Origin of the sequence: Rhizobium ecuadorense (genome assembly GCF_001187535.1) — a bacterium.
Classification (GTDB): Bacteria; Pseudomonadota; Alphaproteobacteria; order Rhizobiales; family Rhizobiaceae; genus Rhizobium; species Rhizobium ecuadorense.
This window is the reverse complement of sequence record NZ_LFIO01001107.1, coordinates 362459-389157: the sequence shown is the minus strand read 5'-3', so window position 1 is coordinate 389157 and position 26699 is coordinate 362459. Positions and strand designations below refer to the sequence as shown.

At 60.3% G+C, this 26699-nt stretch carries 31 protein-coding genes; 1 reads left to right on the top strand and 30 read right to left on the bottom strand.

Features of this window, described 5'->3' with window-relative positions:
* Positions 1 to 125: 125 nt before the first annotated feature.
* From AF337_RS24080 to rpsL, 27 genes are all read right to left on the bottom strand, one after another.
* Positions 126 to 776: an adenylate kinase gene (locus tag AF337_RS24080; protein WP_049734102.1), complete on the bottom strand. Its 651-nt coding sequence runs from the start codon at positions 774 to 776 to the stop codon at positions 126 to 128.
* Positions 773 to 2113, bottom strand: coding sequence for a preprotein translocase subunit SecY (secY, locus tag AF337_RS24075; protein WP_049734101.1), 1341 nt, complete (start codon positions 2111 to 2113; stop codon positions 773 to 775). The genes AF337_RS24080 and secY overlap by 4 nt, the downstream gene beginning before the upstream one ends.
* A gap of 232 nt (positions 2114 to 2345) precedes the next feature.
* On the bottom strand, positions 2346 to 2822 hold the full coding sequence (rplO, locus tag AF337_RS24070) for a 50S ribosomal protein L15 (RefSeq protein WP_049734100.1): 477 nt from the start codon (positions 2820 to 2822) through the stop codon (positions 2346 to 2348).
* 16 nt (positions 2823 to 2838) lie between these two features.
* A complete protein-coding gene (rpmD, locus tag AF337_RS24065; protein WP_003547566.1) occupies positions 2839 to 3048 on the bottom strand; it encodes a 50S ribosomal protein L30 in 210 nt (69 codons plus the stop codon).
* A 14-nt stretch (positions 3049 to 3062) separates the two neighbouring features.
* The gene (gene rpsE / locus AF337_RS24060; protein ID WP_003573784.1) at positions 3063 to 3632 is read right to left on the bottom strand and encodes a 30S ribosomal protein S5; all 570 of its coding nucleotides are present in this window, start codon (positions 3630 to 3632) and stop codon (positions 3063 to 3065) included.
* A 131-nt stretch (positions 3633 to 3763) separates the two neighbouring features.
* Positions 3764 to 4126, bottom strand: coding sequence for a 50S ribosomal protein L18 (gene rplR, locus AF337_RS24055; RefSeq protein ID WP_003573785.1), 363 nt, complete (start codon positions 4124 to 4126; stop codon positions 3764 to 3766).
* A gap of 12 nt (positions 4127 to 4138) precedes the next feature.
* On the bottom strand, positions 4139 to 4672 hold the full coding sequence (rplF, locus tag AF337_RS24050; protein ID WP_003578670.1) for a 50S ribosomal protein L6: 534 nt from the start codon (positions 4670 to 4672) through the stop codon (positions 4139 to 4141).
* 42 nt (positions 4673 to 4714) lie between these two features.
* Positions 4715 to 5113, bottom strand: coding sequence for a 30S ribosomal protein S8 (gene rpsH / locus AF337_RS24045; protein ID WP_003547562.1), 399 nt, complete (start codon positions 5111 to 5113; stop codon positions 4715 to 4717).
* Positions 5114 to 5125: 12 nt separating this feature from the next.
* Positions 5126 to 5431 (bottom strand): 30S ribosomal protein S14, encoded by a 306-nt coding sequence (rpsN, locus tag AF337_RS24040; RefSeq protein WP_003573787.1) that lies wholly within the window; start codon positions 5429 to 5431, stop codon positions 5126 to 5128.
* Positions 5432 to 5463: 32 nt separating this feature from the next.
* Complete coding sequence (gene rplE / locus AF337_RS24035) at positions 5464 to 6021, bottom strand: 50S ribosomal protein L5 (protein ID WP_003573788.1); 558 nt, start codon at positions 6019 to 6021, stop codon at positions 5464 to 5466.
* Positions 6014 to 6322: a 50S ribosomal protein L24 gene (rplX, locus tag AF337_RS24030; protein ID WP_003547559.1), complete on the bottom strand. Its 309-nt coding sequence runs from the start codon at positions 6320 to 6322 to the stop codon at positions 6014 to 6016. The genes rplE and rplX overlap by 8 nt, the downstream gene beginning before the upstream one ends.
* Before the next feature lie 12 nt (positions 6323 to 6334).
* A complete protein-coding gene (rplN, locus tag AF337_RS24025) occupies positions 6335 to 6703 on the bottom strand; it encodes a 50S ribosomal protein L14 (protein WP_003573790.1) in 369 nt (122 codons plus the stop codon).
* A 258-nt stretch (positions 6704 to 6961) separates the two neighbouring features.
* Entirely contained in the window at positions 6962 to 7201 is a 240-nt protein-coding gene (gene rpsQ, locus AF337_RS24020) for a 30S ribosomal protein S17 (RefSeq protein ID WP_003573791.1), read from the bottom strand.
* A gap of 12 nt (positions 7202 to 7213) precedes the next feature.
* The gene (gene rpmC, locus AF337_RS24015) at positions 7214 to 7414 is read right to left on the bottom strand and encodes a 50S ribosomal protein L29 (RefSeq protein WP_003547556.1); all 201 of its coding nucleotides are present in this window, start codon (positions 7412 to 7414) and stop codon (positions 7214 to 7216) included.
* A 12-nt stretch (positions 7415 to 7426) separates the two neighbouring features.
* A complete protein-coding gene (rplP, locus tag AF337_RS24010; RefSeq protein ID WP_003573792.1) occupies positions 7427 to 7840 on the bottom strand; it encodes a 50S ribosomal protein L16 in 414 nt (137 codons plus the stop codon).
* A 36-nt stretch (positions 7841 to 7876) separates the two neighbouring features.
* A complete protein-coding gene (gene rpsC, locus AF337_RS24005) occupies positions 7877 to 8608 on the bottom strand; it encodes a 30S ribosomal protein S3 (RefSeq protein ID WP_003587196.1) in 732 nt (243 codons plus the stop codon).
* Positions 8608 to 8997, bottom strand: a complete 390-nt coding sequence (gene rplV, locus AF337_RS24000) for a 50S ribosomal protein L22 (RefSeq protein WP_003573794.1) — start codon at positions 8995 to 8997, stop codon at positions 8608 to 8610. Before rplV ends, rpsC begins: the two co-directional genes overlap by 1 nt.
* A gap of 2 nt (positions 8998 to 8999) precedes the next feature.
* Entirely contained in the window at positions 9000 to 9278 is a 279-nt protein-coding gene (gene rpsS / locus AF337_RS23995) for a 30S ribosomal protein S19 (protein ID WP_003573797.1), read from the bottom strand.
* Between the two features lie 15 nt (positions 9279 to 9293).
* Complete coding sequence (gene rplB / locus AF337_RS23990; RefSeq protein ID WP_049734099.1) at positions 9294 to 10130, bottom strand: 50S ribosomal protein L2; 837 nt, start codon at positions 10128 to 10130, stop codon at positions 9294 to 9296.
* An 11-nt stretch (positions 10131 to 10141) separates the two neighbouring features.
* Positions 10142 to 10435, bottom strand: coding sequence for a 50S ribosomal protein L23 (locus AF337_RS23985; RefSeq protein ID WP_003547550.1), 294 nt, complete (start codon positions 10433 to 10435; stop codon positions 10142 to 10144).
* The gene (gene rplD, locus AF337_RS23980) at positions 10432 to 11052 is read right to left on the bottom strand and encodes a 50S ribosomal protein L4 (protein WP_003578669.1); all 621 of its coding nucleotides are present in this window, start codon (positions 11050 to 11052) and stop codon (positions 10432 to 10434) included. Before rplD ends, AF337_RS23985 begins: the two co-directional genes overlap by 4 nt.
* A gap of 13 nt (positions 11053 to 11065) precedes the next feature.
* On the bottom strand, positions 11066 to 11707 hold the full coding sequence (rplC, locus tag AF337_RS23975; protein WP_003587198.1) for a 50S ribosomal protein L3: 642 nt from the start codon (positions 11705 to 11707) through the stop codon (positions 11066 to 11068).
* A 39-nt stretch (positions 11708 to 11746) separates the two neighbouring features.
* Entirely contained in the window at positions 11747 to 12055 is a 309-nt protein-coding gene (rpsJ, locus tag AF337_RS23970; RefSeq protein ID WP_003547547.1) for a 30S ribosomal protein S10, read from the bottom strand.
* Positions 12056 to 12209: 154 nt separating this feature from the next.
* The gene (gene tuf / locus AF337_RS23965; RefSeq protein WP_003573803.1) at positions 12210 to 13385 is read right to left on the bottom strand and encodes an elongation factor Tu; all 1176 of its coding nucleotides are present in this window, start codon (positions 13383 to 13385) and stop codon (positions 12210 to 12212) included.
* 68 nt (positions 13386 to 13453) lie between these two features.
* Positions 13454 to 15553 (bottom strand): elongation factor G, encoded by a 2100-nt coding sequence (gene fusA, locus AF337_RS23960; RefSeq protein ID WP_049734098.1) that lies wholly within the window; start codon positions 15551 to 15553, stop codon positions 13454 to 13456.
* Positions 15554 to 15582: 29 nt separating this feature from the next.
* Positions 15583 to 16053 carry a 30S ribosomal protein S7 gene (rpsG, locus tag AF337_RS23955; protein WP_003573807.1) on the bottom strand — a complete coding sequence of 157 codons (471 nt, stop codon included), beginning with the start codon at positions 16051 to 16053 and terminating at the stop codon, positions 15583 to 15585.
* Positions 16054 to 16130: 77 nt separating this feature from the next.
* Positions 16131 to 16502, bottom strand: coding sequence for a 30S ribosomal protein S12 (rpsL, locus tag AF337_RS23950; protein ID WP_003547537.1), 372 nt, complete (start codon positions 16500 to 16502; stop codon positions 16131 to 16133).
* A gap of 498 nt (positions 16503 to 17000) precedes the next feature.
* Here rpsL and AF337_RS23945 point away from each other — a divergent pair, with 498 nt between their 5' ends.
* On the top strand, positions 17001 to 17294 hold the full coding sequence (locus tag AF337_RS23945; protein WP_049734097.1) for a hypothetical protein: 294 nt from the start codon (positions 17001 to 17003) through the stop codon (positions 17292 to 17294).
* 175 nt (positions 17295 to 17469) lie between these two features.
* On the opposite strand, the gene rpoC is transcribed toward AF337_RS23945, so the two are convergent.
* The 3 genes from rpoC to rplL all read right to left on the bottom strand — a co-directional run bounded on the left by rpoC (position 17470) and on the right by rplL (position 26648).
* Positions 17470 to 21678, bottom strand: coding sequence for a DNA-directed RNA polymerase subunit beta' (gene rpoC, locus AF337_RS23940; RefSeq protein ID WP_049734096.1), 4209 nt, complete (start codon positions 21676 to 21678; stop codon positions 17470 to 17472).
* Positions 21679 to 21869: 191 nt separating this feature from the next.
* Positions 21870 to 26009, bottom strand: a complete 4140-nt coding sequence (rpoB, locus tag AF337_RS23935; RefSeq protein ID WP_049734095.1) for a DNA-directed RNA polymerase subunit beta — start codon at positions 26007 to 26009, stop codon at positions 21870 to 21872.
* Between the two features lie 261 nt (positions 26010 to 26270).
* Positions 26271 to 26648, bottom strand: coding sequence for a 50S ribosomal protein L7/L12 (gene rplL, locus AF337_RS23930; protein WP_049734094.1), 378 nt, complete (start codon positions 26646 to 26648; stop codon positions 26271 to 26273).
* Positions 26649 to 26699: the final 51 nt, after the last annotated feature.

Here is a 26699-nt window from a genome sequence, read left to right as displayed (position 1 = left end):
AAACGACCGCACCCGGACTTCCCTGGGAAATCCGCGCCGATCGCATGGAATGTCGCGAGTTGGCGCGGTGTTTAGCGGAATCACTGCTGAAAAGCAACCGTTCCGCCAAGTTTATTTTCAAAGCCTTAAAGCTTGGAAAGAATGCTTTCGACCTCAGCCGTCACCTGATCGATCTCTGCCATGCCGTCCACGGACCTGAGTTTGCCCTTGGCATGGTAGTAGCCGATCAGCGGCGAGGTTTCCTTGTAGTAGACCTGCAGCCGAGCGGTCATGGTCTCCGGATTGTCGTCGGGACGGCGCTTGAAGTGCGTCGAACCGCACTTGTCGCACACGCCTTCGGCAGCCGGAATCTTATCGGTATCGTGATAGACGCTGCCGCACTGTGCGCAGGAATAGCGACCGGCGACGCGACGGATCAGTTCGTCATCGTCGACACGGAATTCGATGACGACGGAAAGGCCGAGACCCTTTGCCCTCAGCATCGCTTCGGTGGCATCAGCCTGGACGAGCGTCCTCGGGAAACCGTCGAGAATGAAGCCGTTGGCGCAATCGGGTTGATCGATTCGCTCGGAGACGATGGCGATAACGATCTCGTCCGAGACGAGTTTGCCGGCGTCCATCACCGCCTTGGCGCGCTTGCCGACATCCGTGCCGGCATTCACCGCTGCGCGCAGCATGTCCCCCGTGGAAAGCTGCGGAATGCCGTGCTTTTCCACGATCCGCTGGGCCTGGGTTCCCTTACCCGCGCCCGGCGGCCCTAAAAGGATAAGTCTCATCGCCCCCTCTTTCCTCCACGCAACTTCGATTTCTTGATCAGGCCTTCGTATTGCTGCGCGATCAGGTGACCCTGGATCTGTGCAACCGTATCAAGAGTTACGCTAACCACGATCAAAAGCGAAGTCCCACCAAGGGATAATGGAATGCCGGTTTGCGACACCAGGATCTCCGGGAGAATGCAGACGAAGACGAGATAGATTGCGCCGATCACCGTGATTCGGGTCAGCACGTAGTCGATATATTCGGCGGTGCGCTCGCCCGGGCGGATGCCGGGAATGAAGCCGCCATGCTTCTTCAGATTGTCGGCCGTGTCCTTCGGATTGAAGACTATGGCCGTATAGAAGAAAGCAAAGAAGGCGATCAGCGCTGCATAGAGCACCATGTAGAGCGGCTGGCCATGGCCGAGGGCCGCGACGATCGATGTTGCCCAGGAAGGCATTGCCGTGGTGCTGGCGAAGCCTGCGACCGTTGCCGGCAACAGCAGCAGCGACGAGGCGAAGATCGCCGGGATGACGCCCGAAGTATTGAGCTTCAGCGGCAGGTGTGAGGTATCGCCCTGGAACATCCGGTTGCCGACCTGGCGCTTCGGATACTGGATCAGCAGCCGACGCTGCGCACGCTCGACGAAGACGATGACGGCGATGACCAGGATCGCGACAAGGATGACCAGCAGGATGAGCGGGGTCGACAGCGCGCCGGTGCGGCCGAGTTCGAGCGTGCCCGCAAGAGCTGTCGGAAGACCGGCGGCGATGCCGGCGAAGATGATCAGCGAGATGCCGTTGCCGATGCCGCGTGAGGTGATCTGCTCGCCGAGCCACATCAGGAACATCGTGCCGCCGAGCAGCGTCAGGACGGTGGAAACACGGAAGAACCAGCCCGGATCGACGACCAGGCCCTGGCCGCTCTCGAGGCCGGCGGCGATGCCGTAGGCCTGAAGCGCACCGAGAATGACCGTGCCGTAGCGGGTATACTGGTTGATGATCTTACGGCCCTGCTCGCCCTCCTTCTTGAGGTTTTCGAGCGCCGGCACGACCGATGTCATGAGCTGCACGATGATCGAAGCAGAGATATAAGGCATGATGCCGAGCGCGAAGATCGCCATACGCTGCACAGCGCCGCCCGAAAACATGTTGAAAAGGCCGAGAATGCCGCCTGACTGGCCGCGGAAAGCCTGGGCATAGGCTTCGGGATTGAGGCCCGGAAGCGGAATATGAGTGCCGAGCCTGTATACGAGGAGAGCTGCCAGTGTGAACCACAGGCGCTTCTTCAAATCCTCGGCTTTGGCAAAGGTCGAAAAATTGAGGTTGGATGCCAATTGTTCCGCTGCAGAAGCCATGCGTTTCTCCGCGCTACCAATTCCGGCGTCTCTGGGGGATAGGCCGGCCCGGAATCAGTATGAAAATTATTCAAAACCGGGTTCAGTACGGATTGCAGCGCAACCCCATGCCTCACCCTTGTTTTAGTCTTACCGGCATGACGCGGGCGCGCCAGCCAACATTTTGTGAGGCCCACATATGGGAGCAAAATCGCCCGGTGTGAAGCACCCCGGGCGATATATCATCAGATTATTATTCGGCTGCAACAGGAGCCGAAAGCAGCGTCACGGTACCGCCGGCCTTTTCGATCTTCTCGACGGCAGGCTTGGAGGCGCCTGCAACGACGATGGTGATCTTGGCCTTCAGCTCGCCGTCGGCGAGAACGCGAACGCCGTCCTTGGTGCGGCGGATGACGCCGGCAGCCTTGAGGGCAGCTGCGTCAACGGTCGCCTTGGCATCGAGTTTGCCGGCGTCGATCGCCGTCTGGATGCGAGCGAGCGACACAACAACAAAATCGGAAGCGAAAATGTTGTTGAAGCCACGCTTCGGCAGGCGACGATAGATCGGCATCTGGCCGCCTTCGAAGCCGTTGATGGCGACGCCCGAACGGGACTTCTGACCCTTCACACCGCGGCCAGCCGTCTTGCCGGAACCCGAGCCGATACCGCGGCCGAGGCGCTTCCGGCTGTGGGTCGAGCCTTCGTTGTCTTTAATTTCATTGAGTTTCATGAGCGTTTCCTCCGTCTCACTTCTCGTCGACGACGCGAACGAGATGCTGGACAGCACGGATCATGCCGCGAACCGAAGGAGTATCCTCCAGCGTGCGGCGACGGTGCATCTTGTTCAGTCCGAGACCGATCAGCGTGCGCTGCTGAACATCCGGACGGCGAATCGGGCTGCCGATCTGTTCGATCGTGACAGTCTTCGCTTCAGCCTTCTTGGTAGCCTTGGCCATCTGTCAAACTCCTCTTATTCTTCAGAGGCGTTGCCGGAGGCGCTACGACGAGCCTGCAGCGTTGCATACTTGATGCCGCGCTGAGCTGCGATGTCCTTCGGGTGAACCTGGTGCTTCAGAGCGTCGAAAGTGGCGCGAACCATGTTGTAGGGGTTCGACGAACCAGTCGACTTGGCGACGACGTCGTGCATGCCGAGCGTTTCGAATACGGCGCGCATCGGACCGCCGGCGATGATGCCGGTACCGACCTTGGCCGAGCGCAGCAGAACCTTGCCGGCGCCGTGGCGGCCATGAACGTCGTGATGCAGCGTACGGCCGTCACGCAGCGGTACGAAGATCAGTTCGCGCTTGGCGGCTTCGGTTGCCTTGCGGATGGCTTCCGGCACTTCGCGTGCCTTGCCATGGCCGAAGCCGACGCGGCCCTTCTGGTCGCCGACGACGACGAGTGCTGCGAAACCGAAACGACGGCCGCCCTTGACGACCTTGGCGACGCGGTTGATCGCGACCAGCTTGTCGACGAATTCGCTATCGCGCTCTTCACGGCTCTGGCGGTCTTCCCGCTGCGGCCTTCTTTCCTGTGCCATTGTCCTCTTCCTTTTTCTTTTCCGGGTGCAATCGGCAAATAAATGTGGACCGCGTCAGCCTCCCCTTTCGGAGAGTGCCTGCGGTCCGGCGAAAATCCGGCCGGCGCCAAAAGCGTCCGGCCGGAAACTGATCAGAAGGTGAGACCGCCTTCGCGGGCTGCATCGGCGAGAGCCTTGATGCGGCCGTGATAGATGAAGGCGCCACGGTCGAACACGACCTCGGTGACTCCAGCCTTCGAAGCGCGCTCTGCAACGAGCTTGCCGACGAGGGCAGCTGCTGCGGTGTCGGCACCGGTCTTCAGAGAACCGCGCAGATCCTTGTCGAGGGTCGATGCAGCGGCAAGCGTCTTGCCGGCAACATCGTCGATAACCTGAGCGTAGATGTTCTTCGAGGAGCGATGAACCGACAGGCGCGGACGGCCATTGGCCACCGACTTGAGATGACGGCGCACGCGGTTGGCACGACGTGCAAGTGCTTCTTTCCTGCTAGCCATTTCGCGTGATCCTTACTTCTTCTTGCCTTCTTTGCGGACGATCCGCTCGTCAGCGTACTTGACGCCCTTGCCCTTGTAAGGCTCAGGACCGCGATATTCGCGGATTTCGGCGGCGACCTGACCGACCTGCTGCTTATTGATGCCGGAGACAACAATTTCAGTCGGCTTCGGAACGGCGATCGTGATGCCGACCGGCGGCTCATAGATCACGTCGTGGCTGAAGCCGAGGGCCAGCTGCAGGTTCTTGCCCTGCAGGGAGGCGCGGTAACCGACGCCGTTGATTTCAAGCTTGCGCTCGAAGCCGTCCTTGACGCCCTTGAAGATGCCTTCGATCATCGTGCGGGACATGCCCCACTTCGAACGTGCATCCTTGGTCTGGTTCACGGGCGTCACGACGACCGCGTTGTTTTCGAGCTTGAGGCTGATTTCGTCGTTAGCAACGAAAAACAGTTCGCCCTTCGGGCCCTTTGCAGTGACCTTCTGGCCATCGACCGTAGCCGTGATCCCAGCAGGCACCTGAACGGGCTTCTTACCGATACGAGACATGTTTCAATCCTGTCTGTTCGCTATGGAGATCTCTGCCCGATCTTAGAAGACCGAGCAAAGAACCTCGCCGCCAACGTTCTGTTCGCGAGCCTGGTGATCGGCCATCACGCCCTTCGGAGTCGAAAGGATGGTGATGCCGAGGCCGTTCGCGACCTGCGGAATGGACTTGACCGAGACATAAACCCGGCGGCCCGGCTTGGACACGCGGCCGATCTCACGGATCACCGATGCGCCTTCATAATATTTCAGCTCGATGCTGAGTTCCGACTTGCCATTGCCGAAATCGACAACGGAATAGCCACGGATGTAGCCTTCGGACTGCAGGACATCGAGAACACGTGCACGGAGCTTGGACGCAGGCGTCGAGACCGACGACTTGCGGCGGGAAGCGCCGTTACGGATACGGGTGAGCATATCGCCCAACGGATCAGTCATTGTCATGTAACCTGCTCCTTACCAGCTCGACTTGACGATGCCCGGCACCTTGCCGAGATTGCCCAGTTCACGCAGCGCAATACGCGACATGCGCAGTTTGCGGTAATATGCGCGCGGACGCCCCGAAACTTCGCAACGGTTGCGAATACGGGTCTTCGATCCATCACGCGGCAGGGATGCCAGCTTGATCGAGGCCTTGAACCGCTCTTCGATCGGAAGAGCCTGGTTCATGATGATCGCCTTCAACGCAGCCCGCTTAGCGGCCTGGTTGGCGACCGTAGTACGGCGGCGCTTGTTCTTTTCAACTGCGCTTGTCTTCGCCATGTCAGGTTCCTTTTCTACGCTCGTCGTTACGGTTATTGACGGAACGGGAAGCTGAACTCTTTCAGAAGAGCCCGTGCTTCGTCGTCGGTCGTCGCCGTCGTGCAAACGATGATGTCCATGCCCCACATCTGATCAACCTTGTCGTAGTTGATCTCAGGGAACACAATGTGCTCCTTGATGCCCATGGCGAAGTTGCCACGGCCGTCAAAGCTTTTCGGGTTCAGGCCGCGGAAGTCGCGAACGCGCGGAAGCGCGATGTTGACCAGGCGATCCAGGAACTCGTACATGCGGGCGCCGCGCAGGGTAACCTTCGCGCCGATCGGCATCTGTTCGCGGACCTTGAAGCCTGCGATGGAGTTGCGCGCGCGGGTGATGACCGGCTTCTGGCCGGCGATCGCTGCGAGGTCGGCGGCAGCTACCGTCGGCTTCTTCGAGTCAGCGGTCGCTTCGCCGACACCCATGTTGATCACGATCTTGTCGAGCTTCGGGATCATCATCTCGTTGGCGTAGGAGAACTGCTCCTGCATCGCCTTGCGGATGCGCTCGACATATTCCTTCTTGAGCCGCGGCTCGTATTTTGCCTCAGCCATCGATCACTTCTCCAGAACGCTTGGCCACACGGACCTTCTTGCCGTCAACAACCTTGAAACCGACGCGGGTCGGCTTGCCGTCCTTGTCGATGATTGCAACGTTGGACAGGTGAACCGGGGCTTCCTTGTTGATGATGCCGGCTTCCTGGGTCTGCGTCTGGCGCTGGTGGCGCTTGACGACGTTGACGCCACGAACAACGGCACGATCTTCCTTCGGCATGACCTGGACAACTTCGCCGGTACGGCCCTTGTCCTTGCCAGCGAGCATGACGACCTTGTCGCCCTTACGAATCTTCTGCATCGCTTCCGCTCCTTACAGTACTTCGGGAGCCAGCGAGATGATCTTCATGTGGTTCTTGGCGCGAAGTTCGCGCGGAACCGGTCCGAAGATACGGGTGCCGATCGGCTCTTTCTTGTTGTCGATGAGGACTGCTGCGTTGGTGTCGAAGCGGATGACAGAGCCATCCGGACGACGGATGTCCTTGGCGGTGCGAACGACAACCGCCTTCATCACGTCACCCTTCTTCACACGGCCGCGCGGGATCGCTTCCTTGATCGAAACGACGATGACGTCGCCGATCGAGGCATACTTGCGCTTCGAGCCGCCCAGCACCTTGATGCACATGACACGACGTGCGCCGGAATTATCCGCGACGTCGAGGTTTGTTTGCATCTGAATCATATCAGGTCGCCTTCTTGGTTTACCGGAATGGTTGGGCTAGCCCCCTACTCCGGCTTATGAAAATTTTCGCCGGCCGAACCGCCGTAACGGCAGCACAGACGCGGCAATAGCTGAATAGCGCGGGATCGATCGTGCCAGGGTGGTTTCCCGAAGGACCTTCCGTGCGCTCAAAGCAAAAGAACGCCCGGCATTCGAGCGTTCTGACGCTGCTTCATACAGATATTTCGGCGAGACGCAAGGCCTCGCACGAAATTCTGTTTACTGACCCTGGGCGGAAATTACCGTCCAGCGCTTGTCCTTGGAGATCGGCGCGCATTCCTCGATGGATACGGTATCGCCAATCTTGTACTGGTTGTTCTCGTCGTGGGCCTTGTACTTCTTGGAACGACGAACGGTCTTCTGGAGCAGCGGGTGAGCGAAACGACGCTCGACGCGAACCACTACCGTCTTCTCGTTCTTGTCGCCAACGACGACGCCCTGCAGGATGCGCTTCGGCATATTTTTCTTCCTTTAGGCCTTAACTTCTGCCGCCTTCTGGCGGGCAATGGTTTTCACGCGGGCGATGTCCTTGCGGACTTCGTTGATGCGCGAGGACTTTTCGAGCTGGCCGGTCGCCTTCTGGAAGCGCAGGTTGAACTGCTCCTTCTTCAGCTTGGCAAGCTCGTCCTTGAGTTGGTCGGCGGTGAACCCGCGAACATCTGAGGCTTTCATGAGCTCAATCCCTTACTCTGCAATGCGCTGAACGAAGCGCGTCTTGACCGAGAGCTTGGCAGAGCCGAGACGAAGCGCCTCACGGGCGATTTCTTCGCTGACACCGTCGATCTCGAACATCATACGGCCGGGCTTGACCTTGCATGCCCAGTATTCAACGGAGCCCTTACCCTTACCCATGCGGACTTCGGTCGGCTTTGCGGTTACCGGAACGTCCGGGAACACGCGGATCCATACACGGCCGGCGCGCTTCATATAACGCGTGATCGCGCGGCGGGCCGCTTCGATCTCGCGCGCGTTGACGCGGTTGGGTTCCTGTGCCTTCAGGCCGAATTCGCCGAATGCCAGGTCAGAACCGCCCTTGGCGACGCCCTTGATGCGGCCCTTGAATTGCTTGCGGTACTTGGTACGCTTTGGCTGCAACATTTTCTTATTCTCCGAACTTCTCTGCCACGCGCGCTATCAAGCGTTGTCGCGGCGACGGTCTCTGTCGCGGTCACGATCACGGCTTGCCGGACCCTGGGCGTCACCTTCCATCGCACGGCGCTCGGAAGCCATCGGATCATGCTCAAGGATTTCGCCCTTGAAGATCCAGACCTTGATGCCGCAGATGCCGAACGCGGTTTCTGCTTCAGCCGTGCCGTAGTCGATGTCGGCGCGCAGCGTGTGCAGCGGCACACGACCTTCGCGGTACCATTCCGTACGGGCGATTTCAGCGCCACCGAGACGGCCGGCGCAGGTGATCTTGATGCCTTCGGCGCCAAGACGCATCGCGGACTGAACGGCGCGCTTCATGGCGCGGCGGAAAGCCACGCGGCGCTCGAGCTGCTGGGCGATCGACTGAGCGACCAGCGTCGCATCGACTTCGGGCTTGCGCACCTCGACGATGTTGAGGTGCGTTTCCGAGTTGGTCATATCAGACAGCTTCTTGCGGAGCTTGTCGATATCGGCGCCCTTGCGGCCGATGATCAGGCCCGGACGTGCCGAGTGGATCGTGACGCGGCACTTCTTGTGCGGACGCTCGATAACCACCTTGGAGATCCCTGCCTGCTTCAGTTCGCTCATGACGAACTTGCGCATCTTCAGGTCTTCGTGCAGCAGCTGACCGTATTCGGCATTGTCCGCGAACCAGCGGCTATCCCAGGTACGGTTGATGCCGAGGCGGAAACCGATTGGATTGATTTTCTGACCCATTATGCGGCCTCCTCTACTGCCTGCACTTCACGAACGACGATCGTCAGGTGCGCGAAAGGCTTCTCGATGCGCGACGCACGACCGCGACCACGAGCGTGGAAACGCTTCATGACGATCGACTTGCCGACATAGGCCTCGGCGACGACGAGAGCGTCGACGTCGAGATCGTGGTTGTTCTCGGCGTTGGCGATCGCGGATTCGAGCGTCTTCTTGACGGCACCTGCGATACGCTTGCGGGAGAACTCCAGCTCAGCGAGTGCGCGCTCGACCTTCTTGCCGCGGATGGCCGCAGCAACCAGATTGAGCTTCTGAGGGCTGACGCGGAGCGTGCGGGCGACTGCTTGCGCCTCGTTGTCCTTCAGCCGGCGTTCGGCTTTTGCCTTGCCCATTATTACTTCCTCTTCGCCTTCTTGTCCGCGCCGTGACCGTAGTAGGTGCGGGTCGGAGAGAATTCACCGAATTTGTGGCCGACCATGTCTTCATTGACGCTGACCGGGATATGCTTGCTGCCGTTGTAGACGCCGAAGGTAAGACCGACGAACTGCGGCAGGATCGTGGAGCGACGGCTCCAGATCTTGATCACTTCTGCACGTCCGCCTTCACGAACCTTCTCAGCCTTCTTGAGAAGATAGCCGTCAACGAACGGACCTTTCCATACTGAACGAGCCATTGGAGACTTCCTCTCTTACTTCTTACGCTGATGACGCGAGCGCATGATCATCTTGTCGGTCGACTTGTTCGACCGGGTGCGCTTGCCCTTGGTCGGCTTGCCCCACGGTGTCACCGGATGGCGACCACCGGAGGTGCGGCCTTCACCACCGCCGTGCGGATGGTCGACCGGGTTCATGACGACACCGCGATTATGCGGACGCTTGCCGCGCCAAACGGTACGACCGGCCTTGCCGTCGTTGATGTTGGCGTGGTCAGGGTTGGAGACGGCGCCGATCGAAGCAAGGCAGGAGCCATGCACGAGACGCTGTTCACCCGAGTTCAGGCGAAGGATCGCCATGCCCTGGTCGCGGCCGACGAGCTGTGCGTAGCCACCGGCGGAGCGAGCGATCTGACCGCCCTTGCCCGGCTTCATTTCCACGTTGTGGATGATGGAGCCGACCGGGATGAACTGCAGCGGCATGGTGTTGCCGGGCTTGACGTCGACAGCCTTCTCGGAAGCGATGACCTTGTCACCCGCAGCGAGACGCTGAGGAGCGAGGATATAGGCCTTCTCGCCGTCAGCATAGACCACCAGCGCGATGAAAGCCGTGCGGTTCGGGTCGTATTCGATACGCTCGACCGTGCCTTCGACGTCGAACTTGCGACGCTTGAAGTCGATCAGACGATAGGTACGCTTGTGACCGCCGCCGATGAAGCGGGCGGTGATGCGACCGAGGTTGTTACGACCGCCGCTCTTGGTCAGGCCTTCCGTCAGCGCCTTGACCGGCTTGCCCTTGTAGAGGGCCGAACGGTCGACGATGACCAGCTGGCGCTGGCTCGGGGTGATCGGATTGAATGTTTTCAATGCCATTTTCTTATACCTCAGAGACCGGTGGAGACGTCGATCGTCTGGCCTTCAGCCAGGGTCACAACAGCCTTCTTCACGTCCTTCTGCTTGCCGACGAAACCGCGGAACCGCTTGGTCTTGCCCTTGCGCAGCAGAGTGTTGACGGCCGTAACCTTGACGCCGAACAGCGCCTCGACAGCAGCCTTGATTTCCGGCTTCGTCGCCTGCTTGGCGACATTGAAAACAACCTGGTTGTTTTCGGATACCAGCGTGGACTTTTCGGTGATCGCCGGAGAGACGATCACATCGTAGTGGCGAAGATCGGTCACTTGAATCGCTCCTCTAGCGCTTCAACCGCAGCCTTGGAAAGCACGAGCTTGCCGCGGCGCACGATGTCATAAACGTTGATGCCCTGGATCGGCAGAACATCGATGTTCGGGATGTTCTGAGCTGCGAGCTTGAAGTTGCCGTCAAGTTCTGCGCCGCCGATGAAGAGGGCGTTGGTCAGGCCGAGCGTCTCGAATACAGACGCGAGAGCCTTGGTCTTGGCTTCAGCGGCAACCAGGTTGTCGATGACGATGACGTCATCGGCCTTGATCTTGGCCGAAAGAGCGTGGCGCAGGCCGAGTGCACGAACCTTCTTCGGAAGGTCATGCTCGTGGCTGCGGACGACCGGGCCGTGGGCCTTGCCGCCGCCGCGGAACTGCGGAGCGCGAGCCGAATGGTGGCGGGCGCGGCCCGTACCCTTCTGCTTGTACATCTTGGCGCCGGTGCGCGAAACTTCAGCGCGGCCCTTTGCCTTGTGGGTGCCCTGCTGCTTCTTGGCAAGCTGCCAGCGGATGACGCGGGCGAGAATGTCTTCGCGGGGCTCGAGGCCGAAAATCGCGTCCGAAAGGGAAACCTTCCCGGCGTCTTTTCCCTCGAGGGTCTTGACGTTGAATTCCATTGATCTGGCTCCCTTACTTCGCGGCCGACTTGACGGCGTCGCGCACGATGATCCAGGCACCCTTGGAACCGGGAACAGCACCCTTGATCAGGATCAGACCACGATCTTCGTCGGTCGAAACCACTTCCAGGTTCTGCGTCGTGACGCGCGTCTGGCCCATGTGACCAGCCATCTTCTTGTTCTTGAAAACCTTGCCCGGATCCTGGCGCGAGCCGGTCGAACCGTGCGAGCGGTGCGAAACCGACACACCGTGCGTGGCGCGAAGACCGCCGAAACCATGGCGCTTCATGGCGCCGGCAAAACCCTTACCGATCGTCGTGCCCGTCACGTCGACGAGCTGACCGGCGGCGAAGTGACCTGCCTTAATCTCCGTGCCGATTTCCAGCAGCTGGTCTTCCGACACGCGGAATTCAGCGACCTTGGCCTTCGGCTCGACGTTGGCAACGGCAAAGTTGCCGCGCATCGCCTTGGAGGTGTTCTTCACCTTCGCCTGGCCGGCACCGAGCTGAACTGCGGTATAGCCATTCTTTTCGACAGTGCGCGTGGCGACGACCTGGCAGCCGTCCATACGCAGTACCGTTACCGGGACATGCTCACCGGCGTCGTTATAGACGCGGGTCATTCCCACCTTCTGTGCAATCACACCTGAACGCATCGGTTCAATCCTTCTCACTCAGCCCGAAGACCCGAGGTCTCAGAGCTTGATCTCAACATCGACACCGGCGGCGAGATCGAGCTTCATCAGCGCGTCTACCGTCTGCGGGGTCGGGTCAACGATATCGAGAAGGCGCTTGTGCGTGCGCATCTCGAACTGTTCACGGCTCTTCTTGTCGATGTGCGGGGACCGGTTGACCGTAAACTTCTCGATGCGGGTCGGAAGCGGAACGGGGCCCCGGACGCTTGCACCGGTGCGCTTAGCCGTCGATACGATCTCGCGCGTGGAGGCATCGAGAATCCGGTGATCGAACGCCTTCAGGCGGATGCGGATATTCTGGCCGTTCATTCGACTTTATCCTTGTGTCTGTTATCCGCGTGTCACCATTCAGGGACACGACTTACCTTCAGTTACGTTAGCGGGCCACCGGTTTCAAAGATCGAGAGGGACACCGAGATCGGCGTCCCTATCCTTTCCTTGGGCCTGGTGGCCCAGCCGCTAATTACTCGACGATCGAAGCGACGATGCCGGCGCCGACGGTGCGGCCGCCTTCGCGGATGGCGAAGCGCAGCTTTTCTTCCATCGCGATCGGAACGATCAGCTCGACGGCAACCGTGACGTTGTCGCCCGGCATGACCATCTCCGTGCCCTCGGGCAGCGTGACGATGCCGGTCACGTCCGTCGTGCGGAAGTAGAACTGCGGACGGTAGTTGGTGAAGAACGGCGTATGACGGCCACCCTCTTCCTTCGTCAGGATGTAGGCTTCTGCCATGAACTTCTTGTGCGGCTTGACAGAGCCCGGCTTGCACAGGATCTGGCCACGCTCGACGCCGTCACGGTTCACACCGCGAACCAGTGCGCCGATGTTGTCGCCAGCCTGGCCCTGATCGAGCAGCTTGCGGAACATTTCAACGCCGGTCACCGTCGTCTTCGAGGTCGCGCGGATGCCGACGATCTCGACTTCTTCGCCAACCTTGACGATGCCACGCTCGACGCGGCCGGTCACAACCGTGCCGCGGCCCGAGATCGAGAACACGTCTTCGATCGGCATCAGGAACGGCTGGTCGATCGGACGCTCAGGCGTCGGGATGTAGGCGTCAACAGCAGCCATCAGCTCGCGGATCGCGTCTTCGCCGATCTTCTTGTCGCTATCTTCGAGAGCGGCCAGTGCCGAACCCTTGACAACCGGGATATCGTCGCCCGGGAAGTCGTAGGACGACAGCAGTTCGCGAACTTCGAGCTCGACCAGTTCGAGAAGCTCGGCGTCGTCAACCTGGTCGACCTTGTTCAGGAACACAACGATCGCCGGAACGCCGACCTGGCGGGCCAGCAGGATGTGTTCGCGTGTCTGCGGCATCGGGCCGTCAGCGGCCGAGCACACCAGGATCGCGCCGTCCATCTGGGCAGCACCGGTGATCATGTTCTTGACGTAGTCGGCGTGGCCGGGGCAGTCGACGTGCGCGTAGTGGCGGGCCGGCGTCTCATATTCGACGTGCGCCGTCGAAATGGTGATGCCACGGGCCTTTTCTTCCGGAGCAGCGTCGATCTGGTCGTACGCCTTGAACTCACCGAAGTACTTCGTGATCGCTGCCGTCAGAGACGTCTTGCCGTGGTCAACGTGGCCGATCGTGCCGATGTTGACGTGCGGCTTGTTGCGCTCAAACTTACTCTTTGCCATTTTCGGCTCTCCGTTTTGCTAGTCCCCGAGGGGATCTAATTCTTGTTATCGGTCAATTGGTATTCCGGTCACTTCTGACCGGAATACTTTGCCTGGATTTCTGTTGCGACATTCGACGGGACCGGCGAATAGTGATCGAAGGTCATCGTGTACTGGGCGCGGCCCTGAGACATGGAGCGCAGGTTGTCGACGTACTTGAACATGTTCGCGAGCGGGACGTTCGCGTTGATGACGACGGCGATACCACGGCTTTCCTGGCCCTGGATCTGACCGCGACGGGAGTTCAGGTCGCCGATAACGTCGCCGACATAGTCTTCCGGGGTCACGACTTCGACCTTCATCATCGGCTCGAGCAGCTGAGCGCCGGCCTTCTTGGCTGCTTCACGGAAGCAGGCACGCGATGCGATTTCGAAGGCGAGAACCGAGGAGTCGACGTCGTGGAAGGCGCCGTCGATGAGCGTCGCCTTGACGCCGAGCATCGGGAAGCCAGCGAGCGGACCCGAAGACAGGACGCTTTCGATGCCCTTCTGGACGCCGGGGATGTATTCCTTCGGAACGGAACCGCCGACGATCTTCGATTCGAACTTGAATTCGTCGCCTTCCGGGTTCGGTTCGAAGACGATCTTGACGCGCGCGAACTGGCCGGTACCACCGGACTGCTTCTTGTGCGTGTAGTCTTCTTCGTGCTGGCGCGTGATGGTTTCGCGGTAGGCAACCTGCGGCGCGCCGACGGTTGCTTCGACCTTGAATTCACGACGCATGCGGTCGACGATGATGTCGAGATGCAGTTCGCCCATGCCGGCGATGATGGTCTGGCCGGATTCCTGGTCGGTCTTGACGCGGAAGGACGGATCTTCGGCAGCCAGGCGGTTGAGCGCGAGGCCCATCTTTTCCTGGTCACCCTTGGTCTTCGGCTCGATGGCGATCTGGATGACCGGCTCGGGGAATTCCATGCGCTCGAGGATAACCGGCTTCAGCGGATCGCAGAGCGTATCACCCGTCGTGGTTTCCTTGAGGCCGGCGAGAGCGACGATGTCGCCTGCGAAGGCTTCTTCGATGTCTTCACGCGAGTTGGAGTGCATCTGCAGCATGCGGCCGACACGCTCGCGCTTGTCCTTGACCGTGTTCATGACCGACGCGCCCTTTTCGAGCTTGCCGGAGTAGATGCGGGCAAAGGTCAGCGAACCGACGAAGGGGTCGTTCATGATCTTGAAGGCGAGCATGGAGAGCGGCTCGTTGTCATCGGCATGACGCTCGATGTCAGCTTCCGTCTTGAAGTCGATGCCCTTGATCGCCGGGATGTCCATCGGCGACGGCAGGTAGTCGACGACGGCGTCGAGCAGCGGCTGCACGCCCTTGTTCTTGAAGGCGGTGCCGCAGAACATCGGGTGGAACTTGACGTCGATCGTGCCGCGGCGAACGAGCGCACGGATCTGATCATTGTCGGGCAGAATGCCTTCGAGATAGGCTTCCATCGCGGCTTCGTCGATATCGACGACCGTTTCGATCAGCTTTTCGCGATATTCTTCAGCCTTGGCCTTCATGTCCTCGGGGATCTCGACGACATCCCACTGGGCGCCGAGCGACTCGTCGCGCCAGATGAGAGCGTTCATCTCGATCAGGTCGATGACGCCCTTGAATTCGGTTTCGGCACCGATCGGCAGCTGCATGACGACAGCCGTTGCGCCGAGACGGGTCTTGATCATCTCGACCGAGCGGTAGAAGTCGGCGCCGGTCTTGTCCATCTTGTTGCAGAAGATCATCCGCGGGACATTGTACTTCTCGGCCTGGCGCCAGACAGTTTCCGTCTGCGGCTCAACGCCGGCGTTGGCGTCGAGCAGCGCGATGGCGCCGTCGAGAACGCGCAGCGAACGCTCGACTTCGATGGTGAAGTCGACGTGGCCAGGGGTGTCGATGATGTTGAAGCGACGCATCTTGCCGTCACGGCCCTTCCAGAAGGTCGTGGTGGCAGCAGAGGTGATCGTGATGCCACGCTCCTGCTCCTGCTCCATCCAGTCCATGGTGGCTGCGCCGTCGTGGACTTCGCCGATCTTGTGCGACTTGCCGGTGTAATAAAGAATACGCTCGGTGGTCGTGGTCTTGCCGGCGTCGATATGCGCCATGATACCGAAATTGCGGTAGTCTTCGATTTTATATTCGCGAGCCATTGTGGACTGCCTTTCGATACCGTTCGGAATTACCAGCGATAGTGCGAGAATGCACGGTTGGCGTCAGCCATCTTGTGCGTGTCTTCGCGCTTCTTGACGGCGGAGCCGCGGTTGTTGGACGCATCGAGCAGTTCACCGGACAGGCGATCGATCATGGTGGTTTCATTGCGCTTGCGGGCGGCAGCAATCAGCCAGCGAATGGCGAGAGCCTGGCGGCGCTCCGGACGAACATCGACCGGCACCTGATAGGTCGCACCGCCAACGCGGCGCGAGCGGACTTCAACGTGCGGGGCAATGTTGTCGAGCGCAGAATGGAATACCGTGAGCGGCTCCTGCTTGGACTTGCCCTGGACGACGTCGAACGCGCCATAGACAATGTTTTCAGCAACGGACTTCTTGCCGTCGAGCATGATGGCATTCATGAACTTGGTGACGACCAGATCACCGAACTTCGGGTCCGGATTGATCTCGCGCTTTTCTGCTTTATGACGTCTGGACATACTTTTCGTCTCTTCAACCGTTAAGGCGCTTCATCACGCGGAGGACCTCGCGCAGCGCCGGATTATTCAAACCCGAATTACTTCGGACGCTTCGCACCGTACTTGGAGCGGCGCTGCTTGCGGTTCTTGACACCCTGGGTATCGAGAACGCCGCGGATGATGTGATAACGGACACCCGGAAGGTCCTTGACGCGGCCGCCACGGATCATGACGACAGAGTGTTCCTGAAGGTTGTGACCTTCGCCGGGGATGTAACCAATGACTTCGAAGCCGTTGGTCAGGCGGATCTTTGCGACCTTACGCAGAGCCGAGTTCGGCTTCTTCGGCGTCGTCGTATAGACGCGCGTGCAAACGCCGCGCTTCTGCGGGTTCTCCTGGAGTGCGGGAACCTTGTTACGCTTTACGTTCGCCTGGCGAGGCTTGCGGATCAGCTGGTTTACGGTAGGCATTCAACCATCCCTTACGTTTTATCTCAGTACCCTTGCGGGCTTGAACTCGCGCCGTCTCCGGCAGTGACGCACGCTTTCCGTCAATGCGCAAAATATGGCCCGATCCGCTTCCGCAGATGGACCACAAGGAGCAGAGGACGCATAAAATATGCGTCGTGCGTGCAGCATCATGACTTCAACGTGCGTTTAGAACCTTGTTTGAGGTGAACTTCAGGGCGCGTCGCCCCGAACAGCCAAGCCTCACATGGGATCTGATGGCCGGGGTACTACTGGTTTCCACCCCTCTCGTCAAGGCCGGTTAAGAAATAAACTCGCCGTATCGCCTTGATCTGCGGGCCTAACGCTATGATTTCATCCTTCTAGACGAAATCACGGCCGTGCACCAAGATAAAAACTTGGGCATCGCGGCAAAAGCAGTTAAGGAATCAGCAATTGCGGCGTGCGGCCCTCACAGCAGGATTCGAGCGACCGAATCGTCAAAGAGCCGAAGGACAGGCGATGATTACGACACCTGATAACGACAATAATTTCGACGGGCCGATGATCTTCATCATCATCGGCAAAGGCTACGAGTCCGACGACAGCGACGGCATCGACCTGCACATCATGCTGAAGGCACCCGACGACGATACCGCGGTACGCGAGGCCCTGAACGCCCTTGCCGAGGAAGGCTTCATCGAGGCCGATCTCGACCAGATCGGCATGCTGACCGAGGTGCCCGCCGAAGAGCCGCACGCCTCCGCCTACCAGGGCGCCGTCGATGGCGAGGTCGCGATCATCCGCTTCAACTGAAGGGAGCCGCCGCTGACGCTGCGGGGTCGCCCAAAGGCAGCATAAGCGGGAGCAGCGCCCTCCCCCAGACTGGCCCCAAGACTGGCCAATCCAGACCAAAAACGAAAAACCGCCCGGATCCCTCCGGGCGGTTTTTCAATTCGTGTGCCACCAAGTGGTGGCCTTCGGCCGCGGATTATTCCGCAGCCGGAGCCTTTTCGGCCATGTCCTGCAGCATCGGCGTGGCAACGGCAGCACCCGTGCCCTTGCGGCGCTCTTCGAGGATCAGCTCGTCGCGCGAGGTGGCGATGCGGCGGATCTGGGTCATGGTACCGCCGGTGCCGGCCGGGATGAGGCGGCCGACGATGACGTTTTCCTTCAGACCCTGCAGGCCGTCGGTCTTGCCGGCGATCGCGGCTTCCGTCAGCACCTTGGTCGTTTCCTGGAAGGATGCGGCCGAGATGAAGGACGGGGTCTGCAGCGACGCCTTGGTGATGCCGAGAAGAACCGGATCGCCGTAGGCGGGCTTCTTGCCCTGCTCGATCAGGTGATCGTTGACGTCTTCGAGCTCGATCCGGTCGACATTGTCGCCGACGATATAGGTCGAGTCGCCTGCATCGGTGATCTCCACCTTCTGCAGCATCTGACGGACGATCACCTCGATGTGCTTGTCGTTGATGACAACGCCCTGCAAGCGGTAAACTTCCTGGATCTCGTTGACGAGGTAGGAGGCCAGAGCCTCCACGCCCTTGATTGCCAGGATGTCGTGCGGAGCCGGGTTACCGTCGAGGATGTAGTCACCCTTTTCGATATAGTCGCCTTCCTGAAGGTGGAAGGGCTTGCCCTTCGGGATCAGGTATTCGACAGGCTCGACACCGTCTTCCGCCGGCTCGATGATGACGCGGCGCTTGTTCTTGTAGTCGCGGCCGAGGCGGATCGTACCATCGATCTCTGCGATGATGGCATGGTCCTTCGGACGGCGGGCTTCGAAGAGCTCGGCAACACGCGGCAGACCGCCGGTGATGTCCTTGGTCTTGGCGCTTTCCAGCGGCGAACGCGCAAGAACGTCACCCTGGGAGACCTTGGTGCCCGGCTCGACCGACAGGATGGCGTCGACCGAGAGCATGAAGCGGGCGTCACCACCACGCGACAGCTTCATGATGTTGCCGCTGGCATCCTTGATGACGATCGCCGGCTTGAGGTCCGAACCGCGCGGGGTCGAACGCCAGTCGATGACCTGACGCTTGGTGATGCCGGTGGATTCGTCGGTGGCTTCCAGAACCGAGAGACCATCGACCAGGTCTTCGAACTGAACGGTACCAGCCACTTCGGTCATCATCGGACGGGTGTAAGGATCCCACTCCGCCAAACGCTGGCCGCGCTTGACCTTGTCGCCTTCGTCGACATGCAACTTCGAACCGTAGGCCACACGCTGCGAAGACCGCTCGACACCACGCTCGTCCAGGATCTGGACGGTCATGTTGCGGCCCATGGCAACGAGGTTACCATCGGAGTTGCGCAGGATGTTGCGGTTCTTGATCTGCACCGTACCTTCGTACGAGGCTTCCAGGAACGACTGGTCGACCACGGTTGCCGTACCGCCAAGGTGGAAGGTACGCATGGTGAGCTGGGTGCCCGGCTCACCGATCGACTGAGCAGCGATAACGCCGACGGCTTCACCCATGTTGACAGGCGTACCACGGGCCAGGTCGCGGCCGTAGCAGACTGCGCAGACGCCCGTCTGGATTTCGCAGGTCAGTGCCGAGCGGATGCGGATCGACTGGATACCGGCCTTCTCGATTTCGATGACGTCGGGCTCGAGGATCATCTTGCCGGCATCGACGAGGCGCTCACCCGTGATCGGATGATCGATGTCATCAAGTGCCGTGCGGCCGAGGATGCGGACGCCGAGCGAGGCGACGACCTGGCCGGCATCGACGATGGCGGTCATGGTGAGGCCGGTTTCGGTGCCGCAATCGACGTGCGTGACGATGCAATCCTGCGCGACGTCGACGAGACGGCGAGTCAGGTAACCGGAGTTGGCGGTCTTCAAGGCGGTGTCTGCCAGACCCTTGCGGGCGCCGTGGGTCGAGTTGAAGTACTCGTTGACGGTCAGGCCTTCCTTGAAGTTCGAGATGATCGGCGTCTCGATGATTTCACCCGACGGCTTGGCCATCAGGCCGCGCATGCCGCCCAGCTGACGCATCTGGTTCGGAGAACCGCGGGCGCCGGAATGGCTCATCATGTAGATCGAGTTCATCGGCTTCTGACGGCCGGTGTTCTCGTCGAATTCGACCGCCTTGATGCGGGCCATCATCTCTTCGGCGACCTTTTCGGTGGCCTTGCCCCAGGCGTCGACAACCTTGTTGTACTTTTCGCCCTGGGTGATCAGGCCGTCATTGTACTGCTGCTCGTATTCCTTCACCAGGCTTTCGGTGTCGGCAACGATCTTGGCCTTGGCATCCGGAATGACCATGTCGTCCTTGCCGAACGAAATGCCGGCGCGGCAGGCATGGGAGAAGCCGAGCTGCATGATGCGGTCGCAGAAGATGACCGTGTCCTTCTGGCCGCAGTGGCGGTAGACCGTGTCGATCATCTTGGAGATGTTCTTCTTGGTCATTTCCTGGTTGCAGATGTCGAAAGGCACCTTGCCGTTCTTCGGCAGCAGTTCGCCGATGAGCAGACGGCCAGGCGTCGTCTCATAGATCTTCGAGTAGGGCTTGCCATCCTCGTCGACCGACTTAAAGCGGCCGCGGATCTTGGTGTGCAGCGTCACGACCTTGGTTTCGAGGGCGTGATGCAGCTCGCCGAGATCGGAGAAGGCCATGCCTTCGCCCGGCTCGTTCTGGTTCAGGATCGACAGGTAATAGAGGCCGAGAACCATGTCCTGCGAGGGAACGATGATCGGCGCGCCATTGGCCGGATGCAGGATGTTGTTGGTCGACATCATCAGCACGCGGGCTTCGAGCTGGGCTTCGAGCGACAGCGGCACGTGAACGGCCATCTGGTCGCCGTCGAAGTCGGCGTTGAAGGCCGTGCAGACGAGCGGGTGCAGCTGGATCGCCTTGCCTTCGACCAGGGTGGGTTCGAAGGCCTGGATGCCCAGGCGGTGCAGCGTCGGCGCGCGGTTCAGAAGAACCGGATGCTCGCGGATGACCTCGTCGAGGATATCCCAGACCTCAGGCTTTTCCTTTTCGACCAGCTTCTTGGCCTGCTTGACGGTCGAGGAGTAACCCTTGGCGTCGAGGCGGGCATAGATGAACGGCTTGAAGAGCTCGAGCGCCATCTTCTTCGGCAGGCCGCACTGGTGCAGCTTCAGTTCCGGACCGGTGACGATGACCGAACGGCCGGAATAGTCGACGCGCTTGCCGAGCAGGTTCTGGCGGAAGCGGCCCTGCTTGCCCTTCAGCATGTCGGAGAGCGACTTCAGCGGACGCTTGTTGGCGCCGGTGATGACGCGGCCGCGGCGGCCGTTGTCGAACAGCGCGTCAACCGATTCCTGCAGCATGCGCTTTTCGTTGCGGATGATGATGCCGGGCGCACGAAGCTCGATGAGGCGCTTCAGACGGTTGTTACGGTTGATGACGCGGCGGTAGAGATCGTTCAGGTCCGACGTCGCGAAACGGCCGCCGTCGAGCGGAACCAGCGGACGCAGATCCGGCGGAATGACCGGAACGACCTTCATGATCATCCATTCCGGACGATTGCCCGACTCCATGAAGTTCTCGACGATCTTCAGGCGCTTCATCAGCTTCTTCTGCTTGAGATCCGACGTGGTGTCGGCAAGCTCGGAGCGCAGGTCGCCGGCGATCTTTTCGAGATTCATCGAGGCCAGCATCTCGTAGATCGCCTCAGCGCCGATCATCGCGGTGAACTGGTCTTCGCCGTATTCGTCAACGGCAAGCATGTACTCTTCTTCCGAGAGGAGCTGATGCTCCTTCAGGGCCGTCAGGCCCGGCTCGGTGACGATATAGTTTTCGAAATAGAGGACGCGCTCGACATCCTTCAGCGTCATGTCGAGCAGTGTCGAGATGCGCGACGGCAGCGACTTCAGGAACCAGATATGGGCAACGGGAGCGGCGAGCTCGATATGGCCCATGCGCTCACGGCGAACGCGCGACAGCGTGACTTCGACGCCGCACTTTTCGCAGATGATGCCCTTGTACTTCATGCGCTTGTACTTGCCGCACAGGCATTCGTAGTCCTTGATCGGCCCGAAGATGCGCGCGCAGAACAGACCGTCGCGTTCCGGCTTGAACGTACGGTAGTTGATGGTTTCCGGCTTCTTGATCTCACCGTAGGACCAGGAGAGGATCTTCTCCGGAGACGCGATCGAAATCCGAATGGAATCGAAATTCTGTGCAGGCACCTGCGGATTGAAAAGATTCATGACCTCTTGGTTCATGCCTGTCTCCTTCATGGGCTAAAGCGCCCTCAAAATGCGATGGCCGGCGGCAAATTCCCGGGGAGCCGCCTCCCTCGCTTAAACGAGAATAACCGCAAGTTGCGGCGAAACTTCCCTGCAGGGCCGATACGGATACGGCGCCCGGCGGGACCGGCGTGCGCCGCATTGGCAGCGCACGCCCTATCAGGTGCTTACTCGGCAGCGTCGGGCAGTTGCGCTGCCTGCGCCTCGTCAAGCTTGGTGTTTTCGAGCTCGACGCTGAGGCCCAGCGAGCGCATTTCCTTGACGAGAACGTTGAAGCTTTCCGGAATACCGGCTTCGAACGTGTCGTCTCCGCGGACGATGGCTTCGTAGACCTTGGTGCGGCCGGCGACGTCGTCCGACTTCACCGTCAGCATTTCCTGCAGCGTGTAGGCCGCGCCGTATGCTTCGAGCGCCCAGACTTCCATTTCGCCGAAGCGCTGTCCGCCGAACTGCGCCTTGCCGCCCAGCGGCTGCTGGGTCACGAGCGAGTAAGGTCCGATCGAACGGGCATGGATCTTGTCGTCGACCAGGTGGTTGAGCTTCAGCATGTAGATGTAGCCCACGGTTACCTGGCGGTCGAACTGCTCGCCGGTACGGCCGTCATAGAGCGTCGACTGGCCGGTGTCCTTGAGACCTGCCAGACGCAGCATGTCGTTGACGTCGCCTTCGTTCGCACCGTCGAAAACAGGCGTCGCAATCGAAACACCGCGCTTCCACTGGTCGGCGAGACGCAGAACGGATTCGTCGTCGAACTCCTGGACCTGTTCGGCCTTCGGACCGTCACCGACGACATCGCCGATGGTCTTGCGCAGCGGCTCGATGTTGCCATTGGCCTTGTACGCTTCGATCAGTTCGCCGATCTGGCGACCCATGCCGGCGCAAGCCCAGCCCAGGTGCGTTTCCAGGATCTGGCCGACATTCATGCGCGAGGGAACGCCGAGCGGGTTGAGAACGACGTCGACATGCGTGCCGTCTTCAAGGAACGGCATGTCCTCGACAGGCACAATGCGTGAAACGACGCCCTTATTCCCGTGACGGCCGGCCATCTTGTCGCCCGGCTGGATCTTGCGCTTCACGGCGACGAAGACCTTGACCATCTTCATGACGCCAGGGGGCATTTCATCGCCGCGCTGGACCTTCTCGACCTTGTCCATGAAGCGCTGTTCAAGGCGCGACTTGGATTCGTCGTACTGGCCGCGGAGCGCTTCGAGCTCGCTCTGAACCTTCTCGTCCTCGACCGCGAACATCCACCACTGCGAGCGGGGATATTCGGAGACGACGGCGTTCGAAAGCTCGGTGCCCTTCTTGAAGCCCTTCGGACCGGCGATGGAAGCCTGGCCGCGCAGCATTTCGATCAGACGGCCGTAGACGTTACGGTCGAGGATCGCCTGCTCGTCGTCGCGATCCTTTGCCAGACGCTCGATCTCTTCGCGCTCGATCGCCATCGCGCGCTCGTCCTTTTCAACGCCGTGGCGGTTGAAGACGCGCACTTCGACGATCGTGCCGTAGGTGCCGGGCGGCATGCGCATGGAGGTATCGCGCACGTCGGAGGCCTTTTCGCCGAAGATGGCGCGCAGAAGCTTTTCCTCAGGCGTCATCGGGCTTTCGCCCTTCGGGGTGATCTTGCCGACGAGGATATCGCCCGGCTGAACTTCGGCGCCGATGTAGACGATGCCGGCTTCGTCGAGGTTCTTCAGCGCTTCTTCCGAAACGTTCGGAATGTCGCGGGTGATTTCCTCGGGACCAAGCTTGGTGTCGCGCGCCATCACTTCGAATTCCTCGATGTGAATGGAGGTGAACACGTCGTCGGCAACGATGCGCTCGGAGAGCAGGATCGAGTCTTCGTAGTTGTAGCCGTTCCAGGGCATGAACGCGACGAGCGCGTTGCGGCCGAGCGCCAGGTCGCCGAGATCGGTCGACGGGCCGTCGGCGAGGATGTCGCCGCGGTTGACCTCGTCACCGACGGTGACCAGCGGGCGCTGGTTGACGCAGGTGTTCTGGTTCGAACGCTGGAACTTCTGCAGGCGGTAGATATCGACGCCCGACTTTCCGGCTTCGAGGTCTTCGGTGGCGCGGATAACGATACGCGTCGCGTCGACCTGGTCGACCACGCCGCCGCGGCGCGCGCCGATGGCGGCACCCGAGTCACGGGCAACGACCGGCTCCATGCCGGTCCCGACGAACGGGGCCTCGGCACGCAGCAACGGCACGGCCTGACGCTGCATGTTCGAGCCCATGAGGGCGCGGTTGGCGTCGTCGTTTTCCAGGAACGGGATGAGCGCGGCTGCGACCGAAACGACCTGCTTCGGCGAAACGTCCATCAGGTTCATGCTGTCGCGGGGCGCCAGCATAACTTCGCCGGCATGACGGCAGACGACGAACTCGTCGACGAAGGAACCGTCGGCGTTCATTTCGGCGTTGGCCTGGGCGACGTAGTACTTCGCCTCTTCCATGGCGGAGAGGTAGAGCACGTCGCTCGTCACCTTGCCGTCGACGATGCGGCGGTACGGGCTTTCGATGAAGCCGTACTTGTTGACGCGGGCAAAGGTCGCAAGCGAGTTGATCAGACCGATGTTCGGGCCCTCAGGCGTTTCGATCGGGCAAATGCGGCCGTAGTGGGTCGGATGCACGTCGCGGACTTCGAAGCCGGCGCGCTCACGGGTCAGACCGCCCGGGCCAAGCGCCGACAGACGGCGCTTGTGGGTGATTTCCGAGAGCGGGTTGACCTGGTCCATGAACTGCGAGAGCTGCGAGGAACCGAAGAATTCGCGGACGGCTGCGGCAGCCGGCTTGGCGTTGATCAGATCCTGCGGCATGACCGTGTCGATCTCGATCGAGGACATGCGTTCCTTGATCGCGCGCTCCATGCGGAGCAGGCCGAGACGGTACTGGTTTTCCATCAGCTCGCCGACCGAACGGACGCGGCGGTTGCCGAGGTTGTCGATGTCGTCGATCTCGCCCTTGCCGTCGCGCAGTTCGACCAGCATCCTGACCACGGCCAGGATGTCGTCCTTGCGCAGGATGCGGACGGTGTCTTCGACCGTCAGGTCGAGACGCATGTTCATCTTGACGCGGCCGACGGCGGAGAGGTCGTAACGCTCCGCATCGAAGAACAGCGAGTTGAACATGGCTTCGGCCGATTCCATGGTCGGCGGTTCACCCGGACGCATGACGCGGTAGATGTCGAACAGAGCGTCCTGACGGTTCTCGTTCTTGTCGGCAGTCAGCGTGTTGCGGATATAGGCGCCGACATTGATGTGGTCGATGCCGAGAACCGGGATCTCGTCGAAACCGTTCGCCAGGATGATACCGAGCGTCTTCTCGTCGATTTCGTCGCCGGCTTCGAGATAGATCTCACCGGTGGAGTAGTTGACGATGTCACCAGCGAGATAGTTGCCATAGAGATCGTCGTCGCCGGCCTTCAGCGCCTTCAGGCCCTTGTCGGACAGCTGGCGCAGCAGGCGCGGGGTCAGCTTCTTGCCGGCTTCCACGACGACTTCGCCGGTATCGGCATCGACCATCTCGGTGATCGCCTTGGCACCCTTCAGCGTTTCCGGCTTGAAGGGAATGCGCCAGCCTTCGCCGTCGCGCTTGTAGAGCGACTTGGTGTAGAAAGTGTCGAGGATTTCCTCGCCATCCATGCCGAGCGCCATCAGCAGCGACGTGACAGGGATCTTACGGCGACGGTCGATACGGGCGTAGACGATGTCCTTGGCGTCGAATTCGATATCGAGCCAGGAACCGCGATAGGGGATGACGCGGGCAGCAAAAAGCAGCTTGCCGGAAGAATGGCTCTTGCCCTTGTCGTGGTCGAAGAAGACACCAGGCGAACGGTGCATCTGGGAAACGATGACGCGCTCGGTGCCGTTGACGATGAACGTGCCGTTGTTGGTCATGAGCGGCATGTCGCCCATGTAAACGGACTGTTCCTTGATGTCCTTGATCGACTTCGCGCCGGTATCCTCGTCGATATCGAACACGATCAGGCGCAGCGTCACCTTCAGCGGCGCAGCATAAGTCAGGTCGCGCTGACGGCATTCGTCAACGTCGAACTTCGGCGGCTCGAATTCGTAGGACACGAATTCCAGCATGGAAGCGCCGGAGAAATCGGTGATCGGGAAAACCGACTTGAAAACGGCCTGAAGGCCCTCGTCGGGCCGGCCGCCTTTCGGCTCTTCAACCATCAGAAACTGGTCGTAGGACGCCTTCTGAACCTCGATGAGGTTCGGCATTTCTGCGACTTCGGGGATCTTACCAAAAAACTTGCGTACGCGCCTGCGACCGTTGAACGAAAGGGTCTGAGCCATCGTCGCTCCTTCAAAATCTTGCACCCGGGCCTGCAACGGACGGGAACCGATGGCCAGTCGATCCCGTCTATCAATGAGTAGTTCAATCTCGTCCGACACCCGAAAACGCTCAGCTCGGATTGCTGTGCTGCCCTCGGTGCGAGACTATCCTTTTGAAGAACCCATTACCCAAAAGCCGGTTTGACGCGGCTTTTGGGTAATTCGTTCAGAAAAACGGCAAATGGGAGGCAGCAGAGACTGCCTCCCAAAAGCGTTTCAAGATTACTTGACGTCGGCCTTGGCGCCAGCGTCTTCAAGCTTCTTCTTGATGTCAGCGGCTTCAGCCTTGGAAACGCCTTCCTTGACAGCCTTCGGAGCGGCCTCGACGAGGTCCTTGGCTTCCTTGAGGCCGAGACCGGTGATGGCGCGGACTTCCTTGATGACGTTGATCTTGTTGGCGCCGGCATCCGCGAGGATGACGTCGAACTCGGTCTTTTCTTCTTCCACGGCAGCAGGGCCAGCAGGACCACCGACGGCAGCAACAGCTACCGGAGCAGCGGCGGAAACGCCCCACTTTTCTTCGAGAAGCTTCGACAGTTCTGCAGCTTCCAGAACGGTCAGCGAGGAGAGGTCGTCAACGATCTTTGCGAGATCAGCCATTTTACTAGTTCCTTTTGTTCGGTTCGAACCGGTTGATTATAAACAGCGAAA